The organism is Pseudomonas sp. microsymbiont 2 (genome assembly GCF_054788395.1).
In genome coordinates this window covers 4682891-4707978 of sequence record NZ_CM139112.1, presented here as the reverse complement: position 1 = coordinate 4707978, position 25088 = coordinate 4682891, and the positions used below count along the sequence as shown (strand labels likewise).

The window sequence follows — 25088 nt, the reverse complement described above, 5'->3', positions numbered from 1 at the left end:
CCGCGAGAAGGCCATGACCGAACAACGTGAGATCGCTCCCCGCCAGGCGGAGCTCGATGAACTGCTGATCGACGCCGAAGCCGATGACGAGCAGGTCCAGCAACAACCCATACCGCTGCAACGGCCCTGGTTGCTGCTGCTGGGTCTGGTGTTGGTGGCGCTGAACCTGCGCCCGGCGCTGTCGAGCATGGCGCCGGTACTCGGGCAGGTTGCCGAAGGCCTGGGGCTCAGCGCCTCCCAGGCCGGCCTGCTGACCACCCTGCCAGTGCTGTGCCTGGGGCTGTTCGCACCACTTGCGCCCATCCTGGCGCGTCGTTTCGGTAGCGAGCGGGTGATCCTCGGCATTCTCCTGATGCTGGCGCTGGGCATTCTCGTGCGCAGTGCGTTGGGGGTGGCGGGGGTATTTCTCGGCAGCCTGATGGCCGGCGCGAGCATCGGCATCATCGGCGTGCTGCTGCCGGGCATCGTCAAGCGCGACTTTCCGCAACATGCCGGCACGCTCACCGGCGTCTACACCATGGCCTTGTGCCTGGGGGCGGCGATGGCTGCCGGCGCCACGGTGCCCTTGAGCCATCACTTCGCTGACAGCTGGGCGCTGGGGTTGGGCTTCTGGCTGATCCCGGCATTGCTGGCGATGTTGATCTGGTTGCCCCAGACCCGCCAGGGGCACGGCCAGCACAAGGTCGCCTACCGGGTGCGCGGCCTGTGGCGTGACCCGCTGGCCTGGCAGGTGACGCTGTACATGGGGTTGCAGTCGTCGCTGGCCTACATCGTGTTCGGCTGGTTGCCCTCGATCCTGATCGGTCGCGGATTGAGCCCGACCGAGGCCGGGCTGGTACTGTCCGGCTCGGTGATCGTGCAACTGGTCAGCTCGTTGAGCGCTCCGTGGTTGGCGACACGCGGCAAGGACCAGCGCCTGGCCATCGTGGTGGTGATGCTGGTGACCCTGGCCGGCCTGTTCGGCTGCCTGTATGCGCCGATCGGCGGGCTATGGGGATGGGCGATCGTGCTCGGCCTGGGGCAGGGTGGCACTTTCGCCCTGGCATTGACGCTGATCGTGCTGCGCTCCAGGGATGCTCATGTGGCGGCGAACCTGTCGAGCATGGCCCAGGGCATCGGCTACACGCTGGCATCCATGGGGCCGTTCGCGGTGGGGCTGGTGCACGACCTGACCGGAGGCTGGAGCGCGGTGGGCTGGATCTTCGCGGTGCTGGGCGTCGGGGCGATCGTGTTCGGTCTTGGCGCCGGTCGGGCGCTGCATGTTCAGGTCAGCAGCGAGCGCGTTTGAGGCGTGGCAGCAGGCTCGATCCGCGATCGTCATTCATGACGCGAATGGGCATGGTGTTGCTGGCATCCAGGCAGTATCTTGCGGGTTTCGCACCTTGCGCAGGAACAGTCCATGAGCGATGCCAACAGCGCCCTGATCACCCGTTTCTACCAGGCTTTCCAGCGCCTGGACGCCGAGGCCATGGTGGCCTGCTACAGCGAAGACATCATCTTCAGCGACCCGGTGTTCGGCACCCTGCGCGGGCGTGACGCGGGCGATATGTGGCGGATGCTCACTTCGCGTGCCAAGGACTTCACCCTGACCTTCGACGACGTGCGCAGCGATGGCGCGCACTGGGTGGCGACCTACCTGTTCAGCCAGACTGGGCGGGTGGTGGTCAACGATATCCAGGCGCGATTCGTGATCCGCGACGGGCTGATCTGCCAGCACGACGATACCTTCGACCTGTGGCGCTGGGCGCGTCAGGCGCTGGGCATGCCGGGCGTGCTGCTGGGCTGGACGCCGATGCTGCAGAACAAGGTGCGCCAGCAGGCGTTCAAGGGCCTTCGCGCATTCCAGCAGGCGCGCTGAGGCGTTAAGCTGGCCGCCCTCTTCCGTCGCACCGAACCGAGCCGTGAGCGAAACACCGACTTCCCCCGACTGCAAACCCTGGTATGTCTACCTGGTGCGCGCCGCCAACGGCTCGCTGTACTGCGGTATCAGCGACGATCCGCAGCGGCGCTTCGCCAAGCATCAGAAAGGGCAGGGCGCGCGGTACTTCAAGACCAGCCCGGCGCAGGCACTGGTGTATGTCGAGCAATGGCCGAACAAGGGCGAGGCGCTGCGTCAGGAGCGGTTGGTGAAGAAGCTGCGCAAGGCGGCGAAGGAGGCGTTGGTGGCGTCCTATAGCGGTGTCGGGGGTTAGTGGTCTAGCCGACGGTGGAGCGGGTTTCGTCTGTGGTCCTGATAGATCGCTGGGGCTGCTTTGCAGCCCTATCGCGACGCAAGGCCGCTCCTACAAATGATCGCGTTTCCCTGTAGGAGCGGCCTTGTGTCGCGATAGGGGCGCAACGCGCCCCCGGCGATCTCAGTCCTTGCGCCGCTTCAGCTGGTCGATCAGTTGCGTCGGCAAGCCCTTGATCACCAGCGTCCCGGCTTCCTCATCATACTCCACCTTCGACCCGAGCAAATGCGCCTCGAAGCTGATCGACAAGCCCTCGGCACGTCCGGTGAAGCGGCGGAACTGGTTGAGGGTGCGTTTGTCGGCAGGGATCTCCGGCGACAGCCCGTAGTCGCTGTTGCGGATATGGTCGTAGAACGCCTCGGGCCGGTCCTCGTCGATCAAGCTGGAGAGCTCCTCCAGCGTCACCGGCTCACCCAGCTTGGTCTGGGTGGTGGCGTAGTCGACCAGGGTCTGGGTCTTCTCCCGGGCGGACTCTTCCGGCAGGTCCTCTTTCTCCATGAAGTCGCTGAAGGCCTTGAGCAGGGTGCGGGTCTCACCCGGGCCGTCGACGCCTTCCTGGCAGCCGATGAAGTCGCGGAAATAGTCCGAGACCTTCTTGCCGTTCTTGCCCTTGATGAACGAGATGTATTGCTTGGAATTCTGGTTGTTCTTCCACTCGGACAGGTTGACCCGCGCCGCCAGGTGCAGCTGGCCCAGGTCCAGGTGGCGCGACGGAGTGACGTCGAGTTCGGCGTTCACCGCCACGCCTTCGCTGTGGTGCAGTAGAGCGATGGCCAGGTACTCGGTCATGCCTTGCTGGTAGTGGGCGAACAACACGTGGCCGCCGGTGGACAGGTTGGACTCTTCCATCAGCTTCTGCAGGTGCTCGACGGCGACGCGGCTGAAGGCGGCGAAGTCCTTTTCCTCATCCAGGTACTGCTTGAGCCAGCCGCTGAACGGGTAGGCGCCTGACTCGCCGTGAAAGAAGCCCCAGGCTTTGCCTTGCTTGGCGTTGTAGCTGTCGTTGAGGTCGGCCAGCAGGTTCTCGATGGCGTCGGAGGCTGCCAGTTCGCTGTCGCGCGCATGGAGCACGGCGGGGCTGCCATCGGGCTTCTTGTCGATCAGGTGAACGATGCAATGACGGATTGGCATGGAATTCTCGGTGGTCTGAGCGGTGAAAAGCCGCGCTGCAAAAGTCGCTCAGTTTACCTCAGGGTTGGGACGATGCAGTGGCCAGATATTGGCACAAATGCCAGTTGTTCGTTTTTTGTTCAAAATTTTGCGATTTTTCCGAAAACCCCCGAAAAACCTGCACAAAAACACTGTCGGCAGCGGATATTTATCGATTCCTGTGGTAGCTTTGCGCGGTCTTGCGCCCCTTGGGTGGCGCATTGCTGGCAGATCGCTTGCGCGGTGTCGAACCAAACGCCGATTTGCGTATCTACATAACGCGATCGACGCGGCCTCTGGAATGCTCCGGGCTGGCCCGACCACCGACCAAGCATGCTGCACAACCTCTGATTTGATAGGGAAGGAACACCACCATGGCACTGACCAAAGACCAACTGATTGCCGACATCGCTGAATCCATCGACGCGCCGAAAACCACCGCGCGCGCTGCTCTGGAGCAACTGGGCCAGATCGTTGCCGACCAACTGGAAAACGGCGCCGAAATCACCCTGCCAGGCATCGGCAAGCTGAAAGTCACCGAGCGTCCTGCCCGTACCGGCCGCAACCCTTCGACTGGCGCCGCCATCGAAATCGCTGCCAAGAAAGTCGTCAAGTTCGTGCCTGCCAAGGCTCTGAGCGACTCCATCAACAAGTAATTGTTGAGGCGTTGACGAAACCGCGCCCGGCTTGCCCGGGCGCGGTTTTTTCATGCCTGTGATTTGCGCAGTGCGTGCCATTGCTGGCGTGCGCTGTCGTCCTGGAAGCTCCAGGCGACCATGCGGCTCTGCTTCTGCCCCTGGCCCATCTCGACGATGCGCAAGGCCTTCACCCCGGCCTTCTTCAAGGCTGCCTCGATGCCCGGCAGGTTGCTGGCCTTGGACACCAGGCTGGTGAACCACAGCACCTGGGCCGCGTACTGGGCGCTTTCGGCGACCAATTGGCTGACAAAGCGGATCTCGCCGCCTTCGCACCACAGTTCGTTGTTCTGCCCGCCAAAGTTCAGCACCGGCAGCTTGCGCTTGGGGTCCTGCTTGCCGAGGTTCTTCCACTTGCGTTGGCTGCCGCGGGTGGCTTCCTCGCGGGAGGCGTGGAATGGCGGGTTGCACAGGGTGACGTCGAAGCGTTCGTCGGCCTGCAGCAAGCCACTGAGAATGTGCCTGGGCTGCGCTTGCTGGCGCAGGCTGATGGCCTTGTCGAGCTTGTTGGCCTGGACGATGGCCTTGGCCGAGGCCAGGGCCACGCCGTCGATGTCGGAGCCTGTGAAGCGCCAGCGGTAGTCGCTGTGGCCGAGCAAAGGATAGATGCAGTTGGCGCCGACGCCGATATCCAGGGCGCGCACCTGGGCGCCGCGGGGGATTTCGCCGGCATTGTCCTCGGCCAGCAAGTCGGCCAGCACGTGGATGTAGTCGGCGCGGCCAGGGATTGGCGGGCACAGGTAGTCGGCCGGGATATCCCAGTGCTGGATGCCGTACTGGGCCTTGAGCAGGGCGCGGTTGAACACCCGCACGGCCTCGGGGTTGGCGAAGTCGATGCTGGGCTTGCCGTAGGGGTTGGTGATGGTGAAGCGGGCCAGGTCCGGGTGCGCCTTGATCAGGGCGGGAAAGTCATAGCGGCCCTGGTGGCGGTTGCGTGGGTGCAGGGTGGGTTTGTTGGTCATGGTCGGTCCGGTGTTGCCGGCAGTGGGGCTGCTTTGCAGCCCTTTCGCGACACAAGGCCGCTCCTACAGGATAGCGGCGCCTTTCAAGCTGGCGCCGTCCTGTAGGAGCGGCCTTGTGTCGCGAAAGGGCCGCAACGCGGCCCCAGCGGTCTATCAGATTGTTACAGCGCAGCAATCCGCGCATGCTGCTCGGTGAAGTTGGCCAGGGCCTGCTCCGACTCGGCCAGCTTGGCGCGTTCCTTCTCGATCACCGCAGGCGGGGCCTTGTCGACGAAGGCGGCGTTGGACAGCTTGCCGCCGACGCGCTGGACCTCGCCCTGCAGGCGCTGGATTTCCTTGTTCAGGCGCGCCAGTTCGGCATCCTTGTCGATCAGGCCGGCCATCGGTACCAGCACCTGCAGGTCACCCACCAGCGCGGTGGCCGACAGCGGCGCTTCGTCCTGCTCGCCGAGCACGGTGAACGACTCGACCTTCGCCAGTTTCTTCAGCAGGGCTTCGTTTTCCTGCAGGCGACGCTGGTCGTCGGCGTTGGCGTTCTTCAGGAACAGCGGCAGTGGCTTGCCCGGGCCGATGTTCATCTCGGCACGGATGTTGCGCAGGCCGACCATCAGCTGTTGCAGCCATTCGATGTCGCCTTCGGCGCCGACGTCGATACGGCTCTCGTTCGCCACCGGCCATGGTTGCAGCATGATGGTCTTGCCATCGATACCGGCCAGCGGCGCGATGCGCTGCCAGATCTCTTCGGTGATGAACGGCATGAACGGGTGGGCCAGGCGCAGAGCGACCTCCAGCACGCGCACCAGGGTGCGGCGGGTGCCACGGGCGCGCTCGACCGGGGCATTCTCGTCCCACAGTACCGGCTTGGACAGCTCCAGGTACCAGTCGCAGTACTGGTTCCAGATGAACTCGTACAGCGCCTGGCTGGCCAGGTCGAAGCGGAACTGCTCGAGCTGGCGGGTCACTTCGGCTTCGGTGCGCTGCAGTTGCGAGATGATCCAGCGGTCGGCCAGCGACAGCTCGTAGGCCTCACCGTTCTGGCCGCAGTCCTCGCCCTTGTCCAGCACGTAGCGCGCGGCGTTCCAGATCTTGTTGCAGAAGTTGCGGTAGCCTTCGACGCGGCCCATGTCGAACTTGATGTCACGACCGGTGGAGGCCAGCGAGCAGAAGGTGAAGCGCAGGGCGTCGGTGCCGTAGCTGGCGATGCCTTCGGGGAACTCGGCCTTGGTCTGCTTGGCGATCTTCTCGGCAAGCTTGGGCTGCATCATGCCGCTGGTGCGTTTTTCCAGCAGGGCGTCGAGGGTGATGCCGTCGACGATGTCCAGCGGGTCGAGCACGTTGCCCTTGGACTTGGACATCTTCTGGCCCTGGCCGTCGCGGACCAGGCCATGCACGTAGACGGTCTTGAACGGTACCTGCGGGGTGCCGTCCTCGTTCTTGATCAGGTGCATCGTCAGCATGATCATCCGGGCGACCCAGAAGAAGATGATGTCGAAGCCCGTGACCAGCACGTCGGTGGAGTGGAACTTCTTCAGGAACTCGGTCTGCTCCGGCCAGCCCAGGGTGGAGAAGGTCCACAGGCCCGAGCTGAACCAGGTGTCGAGCACGTCGTCGTCCTGGCGCAGTTTCACCTCGCTGCCCAGGTTGTGCTTGGCGCGCACTTCGGCCTCGTCGCGGCCGACATAGACCTGGCCGGCCTCGTCGTACCAGGCCGGGATGCGGTGGCCCCACCACAGCTGGCGGCTGATGCACCAGTCCTGGATGTCGCGCATCCAGGAGAAGTACATGTTCTCGTACTGCTTGGGCACGAACTGGATGCGGCCGTCTTCCACGGCAGCGATGGCAGGTTCGGCCAGCGGCTTGGTGGAGACGTACCACTGGTCGGTCAGCCACGGCTCGATGACGGTGCCGGAACGGTCGCCCTTCGGTACCTTCAGCGCGTGGTCGTCGATGCTGACCAGCAGGCCCTGGGCGTCGAGGTCGGCGACCATCTGCTTGCGCGCGACGAAGCGGTCGAGGCCGGCGTACTGGGCAGGCAGCGAGGTGTCGATGTCGTCGATGACGCTGCCATCGAGGCTGAACGCCTGTACGGCGGCCAGCACGGTGGCGTTCTTGTCGAAGATATTCAGCAGCGGCAGGTTGTGGCGCTTGCCGACTTCATAGTCGTTGAAGTCGTGGGCCGGGGTGATCTTCACGCAGCCGGTGCCGAACTCGGGGTCGCAGTAGTCGTCGGCGACGATCGGGATGCGACGGCCGACCAGCGGCAGTTCGACGAACTTGCCGATCAGTGCCTGGTAGCGCTCGTCGCTCGGGTTGACGGCGACGGCGACGTCACCGAGCAGGGTTTCCGGACGGGTGGTGGCGACCACCAGGTGGTCCTTGCCTTCGGCGGTCTTGGCGCCGTCGGCCAGCGGGTAGCGCAGGTTCCACAGGTGGCCCTTCTCGTCGTGGTTCTCCACTTCGAGGTCGGAAATCGCCGTGTGCAGCTTGGTATCCCAGTTGACCAGGCGCTTGCCGCGGTAGATCAGGCCGTCCTCGTGCAGGCGCACGAAAGCCTCTTTGACAGCTTCCGACAGGCCGTCGTCCATGGTGAAGCGCTCGCGGCTCCAGTCCACCGACGAGCCCAGGCGGCGGATCTGGCGGCTGATGTTGCCGCCCGATTGATCCTTCCACTCCCAGACCTTCTCCAGGAACTTCTCACGACCCAGGTCATGGCGATTCTGGCCCTTGGCCTCGAGCTGGCGCTCCACCAGCATCTGGGTGGCGATACCGGCGTGGTCGGTGCCCGGCTGCCATAGGGTGTCGCGACCCTGCATGCGGCGGAAGCGGATCAGCGCGTCCATGATCGCGTTGTTGAAACCGTGGCCCATGTGCAGGCTGCCGGTCACGTTCGGCGGCGGGATCATGATGGTGTAGGACTCGCCTGCACCTTGTGGAGCGAAATAGTTCTCGGACTCCCAAGTGTTGTACCAGGAAGTTTCGATGGCGTGCGGCTGGTAGGTCTTATCCATGCGCGGCGGGACCCTTAGGCATTAATTCGGGAAAGCCGGGAAGTATAACCAACGCAGGAGGTTGAGGCGACAGGCGCCGGGGCTGCTTTGCAGCCCTTTCGCGACACAAGGCCGCTCCTACAGGAGATCGCGTTCCCCTGTAGGAGCGGCCTTGTGTCGCGAAAGGGCCGCGAAGCGGCCCCCAGAGAGTCACTCGGAACGCTTGAGCAACCGCTCCAGCCGCGCATCTAGGCGTCGCTTGATCTCGGTCTCGATATGCGGGGTGAAGTCGTTGATCACGTCCTGCATGATTTGCTGGGCGGCGGTGCGCAGCTCGGCGTCCAGGTGCAACAGGGTGTCCTGGCGGCGGGCCTGGGCATCTTCTGCGGGCGCTGGTGCTGGCGTGACAGCCGGCGGGGTCCCAGCAGGCTCGTCGAGCAGCAGGGGAATCTGCTCCACCGTCTCGGTCAGCAGCGGCGGTTGCAGGTCCGAATCGCCCAGCAGTTCGCGGATCGATTCAAGATCGTCGAGCAGGTGGGCGGAATGGGTGAGGGAGGTCAGCTGCTTGTCCATCTTCGTCAGAGTCGCTGTAAGCGGTGGTCTTGCAGAGCATAGCCCTGTTCGCGGTAGAAACGGAATCGTTCGCGAGCGGCCAGGCGGATGGCCGGTTCCTCGACGACGATCTCGGCGACGCGTTCGAACTGGCCGACGAAGGCGGGGATATCGCCGCCCAGGTTGATCAGCAGGTCACGGTGTTCGCCGGCATCGGTGCCGACACCCAGTGCGACGAGGGCGTCTCGGTGCTGTTCGGCGTGATCGTGGGGCACGAATGCCTCGCCCTTGAACTGCCACAGGCGCAGGTCGAGCTCGCTGCGCTGCGCATCGTCCTGACAATGCAGGTAGACCCGGTGGCCAAGCCGCCAGGCCTTCTCGCACAGCTTGCAGGCGAAATCCAACCGCGCCGACAGCGAGTCGGTGGGCAGGATGTAGAAATCGACTTTGCTCATGATCGTTCAGTGCCGACCGGTGGCGCGTGAGCACCACCGGTCGGGCGCCGTCAGGCGCCGGCGCGGTCCAGCAGGTACTGGGTGAGCAGCGGTACCGGACGACCCGAGGCGCCCTTGTCCTTGCCTCCGCTGATCCACGCGGTGCCGGCGATGTCCAGGTGCGCCCAGTCGTAGGCCTTGGCGAAGCGCGACAGGAAGCAGCCAGCGGTGATGGTGCCGGCCTTCGGGCCGCCGATGTTGGCGATGTCGGCGAACGGGCTGTCCAGTTGCTCCTGGTACTCGTCGAACAGCGGCAGCTGCCAGGCGCGGTCGTCGGCGCGCTTGCCGGCATCGAGCAACTGGCCGACCAGCTCGTCGTTGTTGCCCATCAGGCCGGAGGTGTGGCTGCCCAGGGCGACGACGCAGGCGCCGGTCAGGGTGGCGATGTCGATCACCGCCTGGGGCTTGAAGCGCTCGGCGTAGGTGAGGGTGTCGCACAGCACCAGGCGGCCTTCGGCGTCGGTGTTGAGGATCTCCACGGTCTGCCCGCTCATGGTGGTGACGATGTCGCCCGGACGGGTCGCGCCACCGCTCGGCATGTTCTCGGCGCAGGCCAGCAGGCACACAAGGTTGATCGGCAGCTGCAGCTCGAGCACGGCACGCAGGGTGCCGAACACGCTGGCGGCGCCGCACATGTCGTACTTCATCTCGTCCATGTTGGCGCCCGGCTTGAGGCTGATGCCGCCGGTGTCGAAGGTGATGCCCTTGCCGACCAGCACGAAGGGTTTTTCACTCTTCTTGCCGCCCTGGTAGTTGAGCACGATCAGGCGTGGCGGCTGGTCGCTGCCCTGGCCCACGGCGTAGAACGCGCCCATGCCCAGGTCCTTGATCTTCTTCTCGTCCAGCACTTCGACCTTGAGGCCTTTGTGGGCCTTGCCCAGGTCCTTGGCCTGCTCGGCCAGGAAGCTCGGGTGGCAGACGTTCGGCGGCAGGTTGCCCAGGTCGCGGGTGAAGGCCATGCCGGTGGCGATGGCGCTGGCGTGCTTGACGGCGCGCTCGGCTTCGGCCTGAGCGGCCTTGGCGGTGAGCAGGGTGACTTTCTTCAGGGCGCGTGGTTCGACTTTCTGGCTCTTGTAACGGTCGAATACGTAGTTGCTGTCCAGGAGGGTCTCGGCCAGCAGGCGGTACTTGCCGTAGTGGCCGTCGCGGCCGGTGACGGCGATGTCGTCCAGGGCCAGTACCGCGTCGCCCCCGCCCAGGCCCTTGAGCACGCCTGCCACACTGGCGACCAGTTTGCGCCAGGCACGGTCGCCGAGGGCCTCGTCCTTGCCGCTGCCGACCAGCAGCACGCGCTCGGCCTTCAGGCCAGGCAGGTTGTGCAACAGCAGGGTCTGGCCCGGCTTGCCGGCCAGGTCGCCACGCTTGAGCAGCGCGCTGATCGCGCCTTCGCAGGCCAGGTCGACGGCCTTGGCGGTGGCGCCGAGCTTGCGGCCTTCACCCACCGGTACGACCAGGGTGGCGGTCTTGACGGATACAGCGGCTACGCTTTTTACAACCAATTCCATGTCTGGGGTCCCCGAATGATCAGTCAGTTGGCGCTGTCTCGTGCAAGCGCTCGGAATGCCGCTGCGGCCACCTTTGCCTGCCAGCGGAAAAGCTGCCAGTTTGAGCCTGCCGCGACCTTCATGACAACCCCGGCATCGAGTGTCATGCGCAGCCAAGTGACAGGCGCCGTCAATCACAGGATAATGCGCGCACTTTTACATGGAGGTTCGCCTTGGCGAACCGGCATGGGGCTTGGCTGCCCGCATCGTTCGTCTGGCTTTGAGCCCCTGACAACCCAGGAGTGTCTGGTTTGATCGTCTTTCGTTATCTGTCCCGCGAGGTCCTGGTGACCTTGAGCGCCGTCAGCGCCGTGCTGCTGGTGATCATCATGAGCGGGCGCTTCATCAAATACCTGGCCCAGGCGGCCCAGGGCGTGCTCGACCCGGGCGTGCTGTTCATGATCATGGGCTTTCGCCTGCCCGGCTTCCTGCAGCTGATCCTGCCGCTGGGGCTGTTCCTCGGCATCCTGCTCGCCTATGGCCGGCTCTATCTCGAAAGCGAGATGACCGTGTTGTCGGCCACCGGCATGAGCCAGCAGCGCCTGCTGGCGATGACCATGGCCCCGGCCGCGCTGGTTGCCCTGCTGGTGGCCTGGCTGAGCCTGAGCCTGGCCCCCCTGGGCGTGGCCCAGGTGCAGAAGATCATTGCCCAGCAGGACACCCTGACCGAGTTCGACACGTTGGTGCCTGGGCGCTTCCAGACCCTGCGCGACGGTTCGCGGGTCACCTACACCGAACAGCTTTCCGATGACCGCATCAACCTGGCCGGGGTGTTCATCTCCGAGAAGCGTTTCAACCAGGACAAGACCAAGGACCGCGCGCCCTCGGTGCTGGTTGCCGAGAAGGGCCACCAGGAAGTGCAGGCCGACGGCAATCGCTACCTGGTGCTGGAGAACGGCTATCGCTACGACGGCAACCCGGGCCAGGCCGACTACCGCGCGATCAAGTACGACACCTATGGCGTGCTGCTGCCCAAGCCGGAGGTCGCCGAGGAGGTGACCGAGCGCGAGGCCATCCCCACCACCGACCTGATCGGCCATGACGGCGTGCGCGAGCGTGCCGAGTTGCAGTGGCGCCTGTCGCTGCCGCTGCTGGTGTTCGTCGTGACCCTGCTGGCGGTGCCGCTGTCGCGCGTCAACCCACGCCAGGGGCGATTCCTCAAGTTGCTGCCGGCGATTCTTCTGTACATGGCTTATCTGACGATGCTGATTTCCGTGCGTGGCGCCCTGGAGAAGGGCAAGCTGCCTCTCTCGCTAGGGATCTGGTGGGTCCATGGCCTGTTCCTGTTGATCGGCCTGGCGCTGATGTACTGGGAGCCGCTGCGCCTCAAGCGCGCCGCGCGTCGTGCGGAGGTGGCCCGTGGTTAAACTGGATCGCTACATCGGCAAGAGCGTGCTGCTGGCGATCGTCGCCGTGCTGGGCATCATTCTGGGGTTGGCCTCGCTGTTCGCCTTCATCGACGAGATGGGTGACCTGAGCGACACCTATACCGTGCTGGACGCCAGCACCTATGTGCTGCTGACGGCGCCGCGCCGGCTCTACGACATGCTGCCGATGGCAGCCCTGATCGGCTGCCTGATCGGCCTGGGCAGCCTGGCCAGTAGCAGCGAACTGACCATCATGCGCGCCGCGGGCGTATCCATCGGCCGCATCGTCTGGGCGGTGATGAAGCCGATGCTGGTGCTGATGCTGGTCGGCCTGCTGATCGGCGAATACGTGGCCCCGGTGACCGAGAACAAGGCCCAGGCCGACCGTTCGCTGGCCCAGGGCGGCGGCGAGGCGCAGAGCTCCAAGCGCGGCATGTGGCACCGCCAGGGCGAGGAGTTCGTGCATATCAACTCGGTGCAACCCAACGGCCTGTTGCTGGGTGTGACCCGCTATCGCTTTGACGAGCAGCGCAAGATCCAGACCTCCAGCTTCGCCCGTCGTGCGCAGTACGTCGAAGGCAAGTGGATGCTCAGCGACGTTTCCACCACTTACTTCCGTGGCGATCACACCGAAGTGGTCAAGGCGCCCGACGAGGTGTGGGATGTTTCGGTGACGCCGGAGCTGCTCAACACCGTGGTGCTGGCGCCGGAGTCGCTGTCGATCACCGGGCTGTGGGACTACATCCACTACTTGGCTGACCAGGGGTTGAACAACTCGCGCTACTGGCTGGCGTTCTGGACCAAGGTCCTGCAGCCGGTTGTGACCGCGGCGCTGGTGCTGATGGCGATCTCCTTCATCTTCGGCCCGCTGCGTTCCGTGACCCTGGGTCAGCGCGTGTTCACCGGCGTACTGGTGGGCTTCGTGTTCCGCATCGCCGGGGACCTGCTGGGGCCATCGAGCCAGGTGTTCGGCTTCCCGCCGTTGCTGGCAGTGGTGATCCCTGCGGGGATCTGTGCGCTGGCGGGCTTGTGGTTGATGCGCCGGGCGGGTTGATGGCCTGAGCTGCACAAAAAAGCCGACCCTTGGGTCGGCTTTTTTGTGCGCAAGAGGATGGTCAGGATTTACCCATCCCCTGTAGGAGCGGCCTTGCCGAGGCGTCGGACCGGTCGGAAAGGGCCGCGAAGCGGCCCCGGCGATCTGACTTGTGGCGCAGACCCTGGGGCCGCTTCGCGCCCCTTTCCGACCGGTCCGACGCCTCGGCAAGGCCGCTCCTACAGGGCGATCGTCGGTCCGGTCTACTTCTTGCGCTTGGGCAAGCGCACCAGCTGCGTCTCGGAATAGATGTCGTGCCAGCTGCGCTGGCGCTTGTCGACCAACGACCAGAAGAATCCCAGCCCCAGGCACAGCCAGGAGGCGATCGACACCAGGAAGCGCAGCAGCGCCTGCCACAGGCTGATGGCGCTGCCGTCGGCGTTCTGCACGCGCACGCCCCACACCTGCATGCCCAGTGTCTGCCCGCCATGGGTCCAGAACTTGGCGAAGAAACCGAACAGGGCGAACAGCAGGATGGTCGACAGCAGCGGGTCGCCGTCCAGCGCGCCGGCGTCGGTGAGTTCGCGCATGCGTGCCTCGCCGATGATCGCCATCTGGATCATCTTGTAGGCGCCGGCGGTGACGATCAGCAGGGCGGTGCACAGCAGGAAGTCATAGAACATCGCCGCCAGCCGGCGACCGAGGCCGACGGGGGGGAAATCACCCTGGGGTGAGAGCAGGGGCTTGGACATGCAGGACGGCTCCGAATGGCGAAGCCGCTATTCTACGGGCAAAAAAAAGCCCCTGCACTTGGCAGGGGCTTTTTGAATTCGGGTAATCGCTTAGGCGACGACCTGAACCTTGTCAGCCTGCAGGCCTTTCTGGCCTTGCACGGCTTCGAAGGTGACTTTCTGGCCTTCTTTCAGGCTCTTGAAGCCGTTGCCTTCGATAGCACGGAAGTGAACAAACAGATCAGCACCGCTCTCAGGGGTGATGAAGCCGTAACCTTTCTCGTCATTGAACCACTTGACGGTACCGTTCTGACGCTCAGCCATTGTCTTATTTCCTATGAAACTTGAATTTTGATGACAGTTTCTTTCACGCTTTTGTAAGTGAAAGACTACTGGGCTGGGTTGCAGGAAAGTAAGAGACGTCGAACGGGTTGTAGCAGATTGCGGCTACTGGCCCAGGTCACGAACTGTTGCGACCCATGCAAACACAGTGCGATGACTCTACGCCAACTGCCGAGCGAAAAACAAGCCCTGGCGGGGGGTGAAAATCAGGCTTTTCCCGATAACCGAACGATTTGTCGGAAACGGCGTGGCGCCTGGGCTGGCGCTATGTTCAGAAGTTATTGGACAGGTTCGAAAACGAATATGTCGAACCCGTCCAATCCACTCAATCAGCCACGGTAGTAACGCTGTGCCACGAAAGGCATTTTGCTGACTTTCAGGGCAACTTGCTTGCCACGCACGACGGCAAACAACGCCGTGTCGACGGCAGCATGTTCGCTATCGACATAGCCCATGGCCACTGGCGCGCCGAGCGTCGGACCGAAGCCGCCACTGCACACTTCGCCGACCACCTTGCCAGCCTGGTCGACAATCTGCGCGCCCTCACGCACTGGCGTGCGCTCCTGCGGCAGCAGGCCGACCCGCTTGCGCGCCACGCCCGCCTGTTGCTGGGCGTACACGGTTTCGGCGCCGGGGAAGCCACCGGCACGGGCGCCGTCGGCACGGCGGACCTTGGAGATGGCCCACAACAGGCTGGCTTCGATCGGGGTGGTGGTGGTGTCCATGTCGTGGCCGTACAGGCACAGGCCGGCTTCCAGGCGCAGCGAGTCGCGCGCACCCAGGCCGATCGGCTGAACCTCGGGCTCGGCCAGCAGACGGCGGGCCAGGGCTTCGGTGGCAGCGGCGGGTACCGAGATCTCGTAGCCGTCCTCGCCGGTGTAGCCCGAGCGGCTGACGAAGCAGTCGTTGCCGAGCAGGGTGACCGGGCGGAACTGCATGAAGGTCATGCCGGCCACTTCCGGGGCCAGGCGTTCCAGCACCTTGACTGCCGCCGGACCTTGCAGGGCGAGCAGGGCGCGCTCCTCGAACAGTGGCTGGATCTCGCAGCGATCACCGATATGTTTGCGCAAGTGCGCCAGGTCCTGGTCCTTGCAGGCGGCGTTGACCACCAGGAACAAGGTGTCGTCACCCAGGTTGGCGACCATCAGGTCGTCGAGGATGCCGCCCTCGGCGTTGGTGAACATGGCATAGCGCTGCATGCCCACCGGCAGGTCGACGATGTCCACCGGCACCAGGGTTTCCAGGGCACGGGCGGCATCGCTGCCGCGCAGGATGATCTGGCCCATGTGCGAGACGTCGAACAGGCCGGCCTGCTCACGGGTGTGCAGGTGCTCCTTGAGCACGCCCAGCGGGTACTGTACCGGCATGTCGTAGCCGGCGAAGGGCACCATGCGCGCGCCCAGTTCCAGGTGCAGGGCGTGCAGCGGGGTCTTGTGCAGTGTTTCGGACATCGGTGACTCCTCGTTTTTTGTTCGGGTCAACATTCGATGATGTTGACGGCCAGACCGCCGCGGGCGGTCTCCTTGTATTTGCTTTTCATGTCGGCGCCGGTCTGGCGCATGGTGCGGATGACCTTGTCGAGGGAGACGTAGTGCTGCCCGTCGCCGCGCAGGGCCATGCGCACGGCGTTGATGGCCTTCACCGAGCCCATGGCGTTGCGCTCGATGCAAGGCACCTGGACCAGCCCGCCGATGGGGTCGCAGGTCAGGCCCAGGTTGTGTTCCATGCCGATCTCTGCGGCGTTCTCCACCTGCTGCGGGGTCCCGCCCATTACTTCGCACAGGGCGCCGGCGGCCATCGAGCAGGCCACGCCGACCTCGCCCTGGCAGCCGACCTCGGCGCCGGAGATCGACGCATTCTCCTTGTAGAGGATGCCGATCGCCGCTGCGGTGAGCAGGAAGCGCACCACGCCGTCCTCATTGGCGCCAGGGACGAAGCGCATGTAGTAGTGCAGCACCGCCGGGACGATGCCGGCCGCGCCATTGGTCGGCGCGGTGACCACGCGGCCGCCGTAGGCGTTTTCCTCGTTCACCGCCAGGGCATAGAGGTTGACCCAGTCGAGCACCGACAGCGCATCGCGCAGACTCGCCTCCGGATGGCGACTGAGCTGGCGATACAGCGCCGGCGCTCGACGCTTGACCTTGAGCCCGCCGGGCAGGATGCCCTCGTGGCGGCAACCGGCGTCGACGCAGTCCTGCATCACCTGCCAGATGCGCAGCAGGCCGGCGCGGGTCTCGGCCTCCGGGCGCCAGGCGGCCTCGTTGGCCAGCATCACCTGGCTGAACGACAGCTGCTGCGCGGTGCAGTGGGCCAGCAGTTCCTTGCCGGTCTTGAACGGGTAGGGCAGCACGGTGCTGTCCTCGACGATACGGTCATGGCCCGCCGCGTCCTCGTCGACCACGAAGCCGCCGCCTACCGAGTAGTATTCGCGGCTGCGGATCTGCAGCCCCGCGGCGTCGAAGGCGCGGAAAATCATGCCGTTGGGATGGTAGTCCAGTGGCTTGCGGATCATCGCCAGGTGCTGCTTCTCGACGAAGGCGATTTCGTGCTCGCCGAGCAGGCGCAGGCGGCCGCTGTCACGGATCGCCTGCAGGCGGGCGGGGATGGATTCGGTGTCGACGGTGTCGGGGTGTTCGCCTTCGAGGCCCAGCAGCACGGCCTTGTCGCTGCCGTGGCCCTTGCCGGTGGCGCCGAGCGAGCCGTACAGCTCGGCCTTGACGCTGACCGTGCCAGCCAGCAGGCCATCACGGCGCAGGCCTTCGGCGAAGCGCGCGGCGGCGCGCATCGGGCCGACCGTGTGCGAGCTGGAGGGGCCGATGCCGATCTTGAACAGGTCGAAGACGCTCAGGGACATGGTGCAACCTCCTGGGTGAGTCGGCATGTGCGGGAGTGGACTGCGTGGGAGCGGGCTTGCCCCGCGATAGGGCTGATACCGCAAATCGCGGGGCAAGCCCGCTCCCACAAAGCCTGCTCCCACAGGCTCACTCCTACATGGAAGAGCTATCAGACGTCCTGATAGCTCTCGATCGACGGGCAGGCGCAGACCAGGTTGCGGTCGCCGAACACGTTGTCGACCCGGCCCACCGGCGGCCAGTACTTGCCTTCCACCAGGCTTGGCAGTGGGTACACCGCCTGCTCGCGGCTGTAGCCGTGGGTCCATTCGCCGGCCAGCTCCGCCGCAGTGTGCGGGGCGTTCTTCAGCGGGTTGTCGTCCTTGTCCAGGCTGCCGTTCTCGACCGCGCGAATCTCCTCGCGGATCTGGATCATCGCGTTGCAGAAGCGGTCCAGTTCCTCTTTGGACTCGCTTTCGGTCGGTTCGATCATCAGCGTGCCGGCCACCGGGAAGGACATGGTCGGGGCGTGGAAGCCGAAGTCGATCAGGCGCTTGGCCACGTCGTCGACGCTGATGCCGCTGGTGTCCTTGAGCGGGCGCAGATCGAGGATGCACTCGTGCGCCACCAGGCCGTTGCCGCCGGTGTACAGCACAGGATAGTGCTCTTCCAGGCGACGGGCGATGTAGTTGGCGTTGAGGATCGCCATCTGCGAGGCGCGCTTGAGGCCCGCGCCACCCATCATGCGAATGTACATCCAGGTGATCGGCAGGATGCTGGCGCTGCCGAACGGCGCCGCGCACACCGCGCCCTGGGTGTTCTCCAGCGCCGCGTGGCCGGGCAGGAACGGCGCCAGGTGCGACTTGACGCCGATCGGGCCGACGCCCGGGCCGCCACCGCCATGAGGGATGCAGAAGGTCTTGTGCAGGTTCAGGTGCGAGACATCGCCGCCGAACTTGCCCGGGGCGCACAGGCCGACCATGGCGTTCATGTTGGCGCCGTCGATGTACACCTGGCCGCCGTTGTCGTGGATGATCGCGCAGATTTCGCCGATGGCTTCCTCGAACACGCCGTGGGTCGACGGGTAGGTGATCATGATCGCCGCCAGGCGCTCACGGTGCTCGATGGCCTTGGCGCGCAGGTCGTCGATGTCGACGTTGCCGCGGGCGTCGCAGGCGGTGACCACCACGCGCATGCCGGCCATGTGCGCGGTGGCGGGGTTGGTGCCGTGGGCGGAAGACGGGATCAGGCAGATGTCGCGGTGGCTGTCGCCGCGGCTGCGGTGATAGGCGCGGATCGCCAGGAGGCCGGCGTATTCGCCTTGGGAGCCGGCGTTGGGCTGCAGCGACACGGCGTCATAGCCGGTGGCGGCGCAGAGCATGGCTTCCAGCTCGGTGGTCATCTGCAGGTAGCCCTGGCTCTGCTCGGCCGGGGCGAACGGGTGCAGATTGCCGAACTCGGCCCAGGTCACCGGGATCATTTCGCTGGCGGCGTTGAGCTTCATGGTGCACGAGCCCAGCGGGATCATGCTGCGGTCCAGCGCCAGGTCCTTGTCGGCCAGGCGGCGCAGGTAGCGCATCAACTCGGTTTCGCTGTGATAGCGGTTGAACACCGGGTGCTCGAGGATGGCCGACTGGCGCAGCAGGCTGGCCGGAAGGCGCACGGCGACGGTGTTGGCCAGGGTGGCGAAGTCAGGGATGGCCTGGCCGTCGGCGAACAGGTGCCACAGGGCCTCGACATCGGCCTGGCTGCTGGTTTCGTCCAGCGACAGGCCCAGGTGGGTGGCGTCGATCTGGCGCAGGTTGATGCCCTGGGCGCGGGCCTTGTCGTGCAGGGCGGCGGTGGCGCTGGCTGTGGCCAGGGTCAGGGTGTCGAAGAAGTCGCCGGTGACGACCTTCACGCCCAGCTTGGTCAGGCCGGTGGCCAGGATCGCGGTCAGCGCGTGGGTGCGCTCGGCGATGCGCTTGAGGCCGGCCGGGCCGTGGTACACGGCGTACATGCTGGCGATGTTGGCCAGCAGCACCTGGGCGGTGCAGATGTTGCTGGTGGCCTTCTCGCGGCGGATGTGCTGCTCGCGGGTCTGCATGGCCAGGCGCAGGGCGCTCTTGCCGAAGCGGTCGATCGATACGCCGACCAGGCGGCCCGGCATGTCGCGCTTGAACGCGTCGCGGGTGGCGAAGTAGGCCGCGTGCGGGCCACCGAAGCCCAGCGGCACACCGAAGCGCTGGGCGCTGCCGATGGCCACGTCGGCGTCGAACTCGCCGGGCGGGGTGAGCAGGGTCAGGGCCAGCAGGTCGGCGGCCACGGCCACCAGGGCGCCTGCGCCATGGAAGCGCTGCACCACATCGCGGTAGTCGAACACATCACCGTTGCTGGCCGGGTATTGCAGCAGGGCGCCGAAATAGGCGCTGACGTCGCTCAGTTCACGCTCGTCGCCCACCACCACTTCGATACCCAGAGGCTCGGCACGGGTGCGCAGCACGTCGAGGGTCTGTGGATGGCAGTGCACGGAGGCGAAGAAGGCGTGGCTGGCCTTGTTCTTCGACAGGCGCTTGCAGAAGGTCATGGCTTCGGCGGCGGCGGTGGCTTCGTCGAGCAGGGAGGCGTTGGCGATCGGCAGGCCGGTGAGGTCGCTGATCAGGGTCTGGAAGTTCAGCAGCGCTTCCAGGCGGCCTTGGGAGATCTCTGGCTGGTACGGGGTATAAGCGGTGTACCAGGCCGGGTTTTCCAGCAGGTTGCGCAGGATCGGCGCCGGGGTGTGGGTGTTGTAGTAGCCCTGGCCGATGTAGCTCTTGAACAGCTGGTTGTTGCCGGCAATGGCTTTCAGCGCGGCGAGGGCGTCGGCCTCGCTCTGGCCATCTTCGCTGCCGAGCACGCTGGTGCCCTTGATGCTGTCGGGGATGACCGCGGCGGTCATCGCTTCCAGCGAGTCGAAGCCCAGGGTGGCGAGCATGGCCTGCTCGTCAGCGGCGCGCGGACCGATGTGACGGGCGATGAATTCGTTGGCGGTGCCGAGGTTGATGGTCATGGTGCGGTACCTCAGGCGTCGTCGTTGGCTTTGAGGAGGCGGTCGTAGGCGTCCTGGTCGAGCAGGGCGGCCACTTCGTTCATGTCGGCGGGGATGAAACGGAAGAACCAGCCTTCGCCCAGCGGGTCTTCGTTGACCAGCTCGGGGCTGTCGTTCAGGCCTTCATTGACCGCGACCACTTCACCGGTGAGCGGCATGTACACGCCGCTGGCGGCCTTGACCGACTCCACGGTGGAGGCTTCGGCGCCCTTGTCGTACTGCTGCAGCTCCGGCAGTTGCACATAGACCACGTCGCCGAGGGCGTTCTGGGCGTAGGCGGTGATGCCCACGGTGACGCTGCCGTCGGTTTCGACGCGCAGCCATTCGTGATCTTCGGTGAAACGCAACTCGCTCATGGGAATTCCTCGGGAAGCAGGGGGCGTTGGGCGCGGTAGGCTCCGCGCTCTTAAGGTTGGAATTCCCTTAGCAATAATGCGGCCAGTCTATAAAAAACCTTTTAAATCAATCATTTAATAAATTTATGTTGTGTCGTCATGACTACTTTGGAACGAAATCGCTACACAAGGGCCGAGATTATAAAGCGTTGTGGGATCAAGCCCTTGCGTAGGCGCATTCGCATGAGTGTGTATTGATTTCGCTACGGTGTATCGATTTCAATCCGTGTCGATGCCGTCAGCTTGCGGCAAACAGGGGTAACGCCAGGTACAGCTTGATCACGATGACATTGATGATATCGATGAAGAACGCACCCACCATTGGGACGACCAGGAAGGCCAGCTGCGAAGGTCCATAGCGATGGGTGACCGCCTGCATGTTGGCGATGGCCGTCGGCGTGGCGCCGAGGCCGAAGCCGCAATGCCCGGCCGCCAATACCGCCGCGTCGTAGTTGCGCCCCATGACCCTGAATGTCACGAAGATCGCGAACAGGGCCATGACCAGTGTCTGCATGGCCAGCAGCATCAGGAACGGCAAGGCCAGGGAGGCCAGGTCCCAGAGCTTCAGCGACATCAGGGCGATCGCCAGGAACAGCGACAGGCTGACATTGCCCAGCACCGAAACCTCCCGCTCGAACACCTGGTACAGGCCCAGCGCCGATAGCGCGTTGCGCAGCAGCACGCCGACGAACAACACGCAGACGAAAGTCGGCAGCTCGAAGGCGGTCCCCAGGAGCAGGCCGTTGAGCAGCGAACCGGCCAGCAGGCTGACGGCAATCAGGGCAATGGTTTCAACCAGGGAAAAGGGGGTGATCAGACGCTCCTTGTTCGGCTGCTCGAAACCTTTCGGCAGTTGTGGCGTGACCTGTTCGCCACCGGGCGTGCGGATGCCCCTGACCAGCAGGCGGGCCACGGGGCCGCCGATCAGGCCGCCGAGCACCAGGCCGAATGTCGCGCAGGCCATGGCCAGTTCGGTGGCCGAGGCCAAGCCGTAGGTCTCGCTGAAGGTCGTGCCCCAGGCGGCGCTGGTGCCGTGGCCGCCGGACAGGGAAATCGAACCGGACAGCAGCCCCATCAGTGGATCGAGGCCCAGCGCCTTGGCCAGGCCGATGCCCATGGCGTTCTGCACCAGCAGCAGCCCCGTGACGACCAGCAGGAAGGTGCCGACGACGCGTCCGCCTTTCTTCAGGCTGGCGATGTCCGCGTTCAGGCCGATGGTGGCGAAGAACGCCAGCATCAGCGGCGACTGCAGTGAAGTATCGAACTGGACGCGGACTTCGAAGCTGCGCAGCCCCAGCAGGAGGAGGGCGACGATCAAGCCGCCGGCGACCGGTTCGGGAATGTTGTAGGTGCGCAGGAAGCCAATGCGCTTGACCAGTCCACGCCCGAGCAGGAGGACCAGCGAGGCGGCTACGAGTGTTCCGTAAAAATCGAGCTCAAGCATTCAACGTACTCTTCGTCATGGTGCGGAGGCCATTGGGAAGCGCCTCTCGGACAGAGTCGACATGGTACGTATCAGGATTCGGAAAGTATTAGTTTGCTTGTAGGGTAATTCTGAAAGGCTGCGCAGGTTTTTCGTATAGGCTCGGGCGCGAGTCAGGTCTTGCCTGGAATGCCGTATTTGCGCAGACGCTGGGCAATCGCGGTGTGCGATGTCTGCAGGCGTCCGGCCAGTTGTCGGGTCGAGGGATAGCTGGCGTACAAGCGCTGCAGCAGTTCCCGCTCGAAGTCCCCGACCGCCTGCTCCAGGCTCGCCACCTCGCCATCCTGGCCACGGGCGACCGAAGTGCCGGCGATATCCAGGTCACCGATGTTCACCATGTTGCCCTCGCAGATGGCCGCGGCGCGGAAGATCACGTTCTGCAACTGGCGCACGTTGCCCGGCCAGGGGTTGGCCAGCAGCGCCGGATGGGTGGCCGGGGCCAGGCGGCAGGGCGGACGCTGGATCTGGGTGCAGGCTTGCTGCATGAAAAAGTGCGCCAGCGAGAGGATGTCCTGGCCGCGCTCGCGCAACGGCGGTACCTGCAGGTTGAGCACGTTGAGGCGGTAGAACAGGTCTTCGCGAAAGGTGCCTTCGGCCACCATGCGTTCCAGGTCGCGGTGGGTGGCGCTGATGATGCGCACATCCACCTTCACCTCACGGTCGCCACCGACACGACGGAAGCTGCCGTCGCTGAGAAAGCGCAGAAGCTTGGCCTGCAGGTACGGCGACATCTCGCCGATCTCGTCGAGGAACACCGTGCCCTGGTTGGCCAGCTCCATCAGCCCGGGCTTGCCGCCACGCTGGGCGCCGGTGAAGGCGCCAGGGGCGTAGCCGAACAGTTCGCTCTCGGCCAGGCTCTCGGGCAGCGCCGCGCAATTGAGTGCCAGGAACGGTGCGCCATGACGGCTGCTGATGGCATGACAGGCGCGGGCCACCAGTTCCTTGCCGGTGCCGGTCTCGCCATGCACCAGCAAGGGCGCATCGAGGGTGGCCACGCGCAGGGCGCGCGCCTTGAGCGTGCGGATGGCCGGGGAGTCGCCGAGCATGGCGTCGAAGCCTTCGGCATGGTCGTGGTGCAGGGCTGACAGGCGCTCGCCCATGCGGTTGGGTGGGTACAGGGTGAGCAGCCCGCCGGCGTTGGTGATCGGCGTGGCGTCCAGCAGCAGGCTCTGGCCGTTGAGCTGCATTTCCCGCATGGGCAGGTGGAAATTGTTGTCCAGCAGGGCCTGGAGCAAACCGCGGTCGTTGAACAGCTCGCCCACCGAGCGCCCGGCCGACTCGCGTCCGCACAGGGCGATCAGCGCCGGGTTGGCCAGCAGCACATTGCCCGCGCTGTCCACCGCCAGCACCGGGTCGCTCATGGCGGCGAGCAGGGCGTCGAGCTGCAAGTGGCGGCGTTGGCCGGGGAGGATGTCGACCACTTGCACCGACTGCACGCCGTGGACCTCGAACAGGGCGTCGTGCAGCTCCTCGAGCACGGCTGGGCTCAGGGTCGGGGCATCGATGTAGACGTTCGGCGGAACCATCTCCACGGCGTCGAGGTTGAGGTTGCGGGCGCCGAGCAGGGCCAGGACTTCCTGGGTGATGCCGACGCGGTCGATGAAGCTGACGTGGATGCGCATGGGGGAGGCGTTAGTAGCCGAGGAGGGCGACAGTATGCCTTGCGATGTCGTTCTAGCCCACTATTGCCGGGGCTGCTGCGCAGCCCTTTCGCGACACAAGGCCGCTCCTACAGGTGCGTGCGATCCCTGTAGGAGCGGCCTTGTGTCGCGAAAGGGCCGCGTAGCGGCCCCGAGGATCATTCCAGATGCTCGGGCTTGATCGGGTCGCCCGATTTCACATCCAGCTTGGTGCGAATGTCTTCGAACATGTAGTCATACAGCTTGTGCGGCGAACCGAGGTTCTCGAACTTCTTCGGTGGCGGCAGGAACGACTGGGCCTTGCGGCTCAACTGCATCAGAAAGCTCGGCAGCACCTGGTCCTTGGACAGGAAGAATTTCTCATCGACGGTCTTGCCCTCGATGCTGCCATGCATGCGGAACTGGATACCTCTGCCTTCCGTGGGGTCGGTCGCCGCCTCGTATTCGATATTGAGGTCGTAGCTGTGGTCGTTCTTGTTCAGCGCGGTGCGCATGATATGTACATGACCAGGTTGATACTGGGCCATGGCGAATCCTCCGGAAGGTTGAAAACGGCGGGTGCCAGGCACCCGCCAACCGCATTCAACGGTAGCTGATGCCGGGCTTGGCGGTGGAAACCCGGGTGCCAGCGGTGCCCTTGACGATGTCCTCGATGTTCTCCAGCGAGCTGATCACCGCCACCTTGCCGGTGTGGCGGGCGAAATCGCAGGCGGCCTGGACCTTCGGCCCCATGGAACCTGCGGCGAAGCCCAGCCGTTCAAGTTCGTCGGGGTGCGCCTGGGCAATGGCTTTCTGCGTCGGCTTGCCCCAGTCGATGTACGCCGCGTCGACGTCGGTGGCGATGATCAGCAGGTCGGCTTCCAGCTGTTCGGCCAGCAGCGCCGAGCACAGGTCCTTGTCGATCACCGCTTCGACGCCCTTGAGCTTGCGGTTCTCGTCGTACATGGTGGGGATGCCGCCGCCGCCGGCGCAGATCACGATGCTGCTCTTCTCCAGCAGCCACTTGATCGGGCGGATCTCGAAGATGCGCTTGGGTTTCGGGCTGGCCACCACACGGCGGTACTTGTCGCCGTCGGGCTTGACCACCCAGCCTTTCTCCTTGGCCAGGCGTTCGGCTTCGTCCTTGGCGTAGACCGGGCCGATGAACTTGGTCGGATCCTTGAACGCCGGGTCGTTGGCGTCGACTTCCACCTGGGTGAGCAGGGTGGCGAACGGCACCTCGAAGGCCAGCAGGTTGCCCAGTTCCTGTTCGATCATGTAGCCGATCATGCCTTCGGTCTCGGCGCCAAGCACGTCCAGCGGATAGGCTTCATCCGGCTTGTACGACAGCCCCTGCAGCGACAGCAGGCCGACCTGCGGGCCGTTGCCGTGGGCGATGACCAGCTCGTTGCCGGGGTGGATCTTGGCGATCTGTTCGGTGGCGGTGCGGATATTGGCGCGCTGGTTGTCGGCGGTCATCGGTTCGCCGCGGCGCAGCAGGGCGTTACCGCCCAATGCAACAACGATACGCATGGGGAATGTCCTGTATTGAAGGGTTGCGCCCTGTGGGAGCGAGCTTGCCTCGCGATGGCGTCAGGTCAGACGG

At 64.9% G+C, this 25088-nt stretch carries 22 protein-coding genes; 6 read left to right on the top strand and 16 right to left on the bottom strand.

Going from position 1 to position 25088, the window contains the following annotated elements:
* Positions 1–13: 13 nt before the first annotated feature.
* The 3 genes from ACYUME_RS21235 (at position 14) to ACYUME_RS21225 (ending at position 2192) form a co-directional block, all read left to right on the top strand.
* Positions 14–1288, top strand: coding sequence for a CynX/NimT family MFS transporter (locus ACYUME_RS21235; RefSeq protein WP_460416730.1), 1275 nt, complete (start codon positions 14–16; stop codon positions 1286–1288).
* A 111-nt stretch (positions 1289–1399) separates the two neighbouring features.
* Positions 1400–1858, top strand: coding sequence for a nuclear transport factor 2 family protein (locus ACYUME_RS21230; protein WP_460416728.1), 459 nt, complete (start codon positions 1400–1402; stop codon positions 1856–1858).
* A gap of 43 nt (positions 1859–1901) precedes the next feature.
* A complete protein-coding gene (locus tag ACYUME_RS21225; protein ID WP_279888895.1) occupies positions 1902–2192 on the top strand; it encodes a GIY-YIG nuclease family protein in 291 nt (96 codons plus the stop codon).
* Between the two features lie 162 nt (positions 2193–2354).
* Here ACYUME_RS21225 and yejK read toward each other — a convergent pair whose 3' ends face one another.
* Complete coding sequence (gene yejK, locus ACYUME_RS21220; protein ID WP_460416726.1) at positions 2355–3362, bottom strand: nucleoid-associated protein YejK; 1008 nt, start codon at positions 3360–3362, stop codon at positions 2355–2357.
* A 392-nt stretch (positions 3363–3754) separates the two neighbouring features.
* Here yejK and ACYUME_RS21215 point away from each other — a divergent pair, with 392 nt between their 5' ends.
* Positions 3755–4036, top strand: a complete 282-nt coding sequence (locus ACYUME_RS21215; protein WP_279911629.1) for an HU family DNA-binding protein — start codon at positions 3755–3757, stop codon at positions 4034–4036.
* A gap of 50 nt (positions 4037–4086) precedes the next feature.
* On the opposite strand, the gene rlmF is transcribed toward ACYUME_RS21215, so the two are convergent.
* The 5 genes from rlmF to ACYUME_RS21190 form a co-directional block, all read right to left on the bottom strand.
* A complete protein-coding gene (gene rlmF / locus ACYUME_RS21210) occupies positions 4087–5037 on the bottom strand; it encodes a 23S rRNA (adenine(1618)-N(6))-methyltransferase RlmF (RefSeq protein WP_279911630.1) in 951 nt (316 codons plus the stop codon).
* A gap of 161 nt (positions 5038–5198) precedes the next feature.
* Entirely contained in the window at positions 5199–8045 is a 2847-nt protein-coding gene (locus tag ACYUME_RS21205) for a valine--tRNA ligase (protein ID WP_279888882.1), read from the bottom strand.
* 189 nt (positions 8046–8234) lie between these two features.
* Entirely contained in the window at positions 8235–8597 is a 363-nt protein-coding gene (locus tag ACYUME_RS21200; protein ID WP_279888880.1) for a DNA polymerase III subunit chi, read from the bottom strand.
* 5 nt (positions 8598–8602) lie between these two features.
* On the bottom strand, positions 8603–9031 hold the full coding sequence (locus ACYUME_RS21195; protein WP_460416724.1) for a DNA polymerase III subunit chi: 429 nt from the start codon (positions 9029–9031) through the stop codon (positions 8603–8605).
* A gap of 50 nt (positions 9032–9081) precedes the next feature.
* On the bottom strand, positions 9082–10575 hold the full coding sequence (locus tag ACYUME_RS21190) for a leucyl aminopeptidase (protein WP_460416722.1): 1494 nt from the start codon (positions 10573–10575) through the stop codon (positions 9082–9084).
* 290 nt (positions 10576–10865) lie between these two features.
* Between ACYUME_RS21190 and lptF the strand changes: the two genes are divergently transcribed.
* Together lptF and lptG are read left to right on the top strand one after the other, a co-directional pair.
* A complete protein-coding gene (lptF, locus tag ACYUME_RS21185) occupies positions 10866–11981 on the top strand; it encodes an LPS export ABC transporter permease LptF (protein WP_460416720.1) in 1116 nt (371 codons plus the stop codon).
* A complete protein-coding gene (lptG, locus tag ACYUME_RS21180) occupies positions 11974–13035 on the top strand; it encodes an LPS export ABC transporter permease LptG (protein WP_460416718.1) in 1062 nt (353 codons plus the stop codon). The genes lptF and lptG overlap by 8 nt, the downstream gene beginning before the upstream one ends.
* 242 nt (positions 13036–13277) lie before the next feature.
* On the opposite strand, the gene ACYUME_RS21175 is transcribed toward lptG, so the two are convergent.
* The 10 genes from ACYUME_RS21175 to arcC all read right to left on the bottom strand — a co-directional run bounded on the left by ACYUME_RS21175 (position 13278) and on the right by arcC (position 25015).
* Positions 13278–13766 carry an RDD family protein gene (locus ACYUME_RS21175; RefSeq protein WP_279881754.1) on the bottom strand — a complete coding sequence of 163 codons (489 nt, stop codon included), beginning with the start codon at positions 13764–13766 and terminating at the stop codon, positions 13278–13280.
* Between the two features lie 90 nt (positions 13767–13856).
* The gene (locus ACYUME_RS21170) at positions 13857–14069 is read right to left on the bottom strand and encodes a cold-shock protein (protein WP_050704121.1); all 213 of its coding nucleotides are present in this window, start codon (positions 14067–14069) and stop codon (positions 13857–13859) included.
* Between the two features lie 347 nt (positions 14070–14416).
* Complete coding sequence (gcvT, locus tag ACYUME_RS21165; RefSeq protein ID WP_279881750.1) at positions 14417–15538, bottom strand: glycine cleavage system aminomethyltransferase GcvT; 1122 nt, start codon at positions 15536–15538, stop codon at positions 14417–14419.
* A 26-nt stretch (positions 15539–15564) separates the two neighbouring features.
* Positions 15565–16941 (bottom strand): L-serine ammonia-lyase, encoded by a 1377-nt coding sequence (locus ACYUME_RS21160; protein ID WP_460416716.1) that lies wholly within the window; start codon positions 16939–16941, stop codon positions 15565–15567.
* A 149-nt stretch (positions 16942–17090) separates the two neighbouring features.
* Complete coding sequence (gene gcvP / locus ACYUME_RS21155; RefSeq protein ID WP_279881746.1) at positions 17091–19946, bottom strand: aminomethyl-transferring glycine dehydrogenase; 2856 nt, start codon at positions 19944–19946, stop codon at positions 17091–17093.
* An 11-nt stretch (positions 19947–19957) separates the two neighbouring features.
* Complete coding sequence (gene gcvH / locus ACYUME_RS21150; RefSeq protein WP_460416713.1) at positions 19958–20341, bottom strand: glycine cleavage system protein GcvH; 384 nt, start codon at positions 20339–20341, stop codon at positions 19958–19960.
* 277 nt (positions 20342–20618) lie between these two features.
* Complete coding sequence (gltS, locus tag ACYUME_RS21145) at positions 20619–21824, bottom strand: sodium/glutamate symporter (protein ID WP_279881740.1); 1206 nt, start codon at positions 21822–21824, stop codon at positions 20619–20621.
* A 152-nt stretch (positions 21825–21976) separates the two neighbouring features.
* A complete protein-coding gene (locus tag ACYUME_RS21140) occupies positions 21977–23485 on the bottom strand; it encodes a sigma-54-dependent transcriptional regulator (protein WP_279881737.1) in 1509 nt (502 codons plus the stop codon).
* Between the two features lie 176 nt (positions 23486–23661).
* Entirely contained in the window at positions 23662–24030 is a 369-nt protein-coding gene (locus tag ACYUME_RS21135) for a DUF5064 family protein (RefSeq protein WP_460416711.1), read from the bottom strand.
* A 55-nt stretch (positions 24031–24085) separates the two neighbouring features.
* Positions 24086–25015, bottom strand: a complete 930-nt coding sequence (arcC, locus tag ACYUME_RS21130; protein ID WP_460416709.1) for a carbamate kinase — start codon at positions 25013–25015, stop codon at positions 24086–24088.
* Positions 25016–25088: the final 73 nt, after the last annotated feature.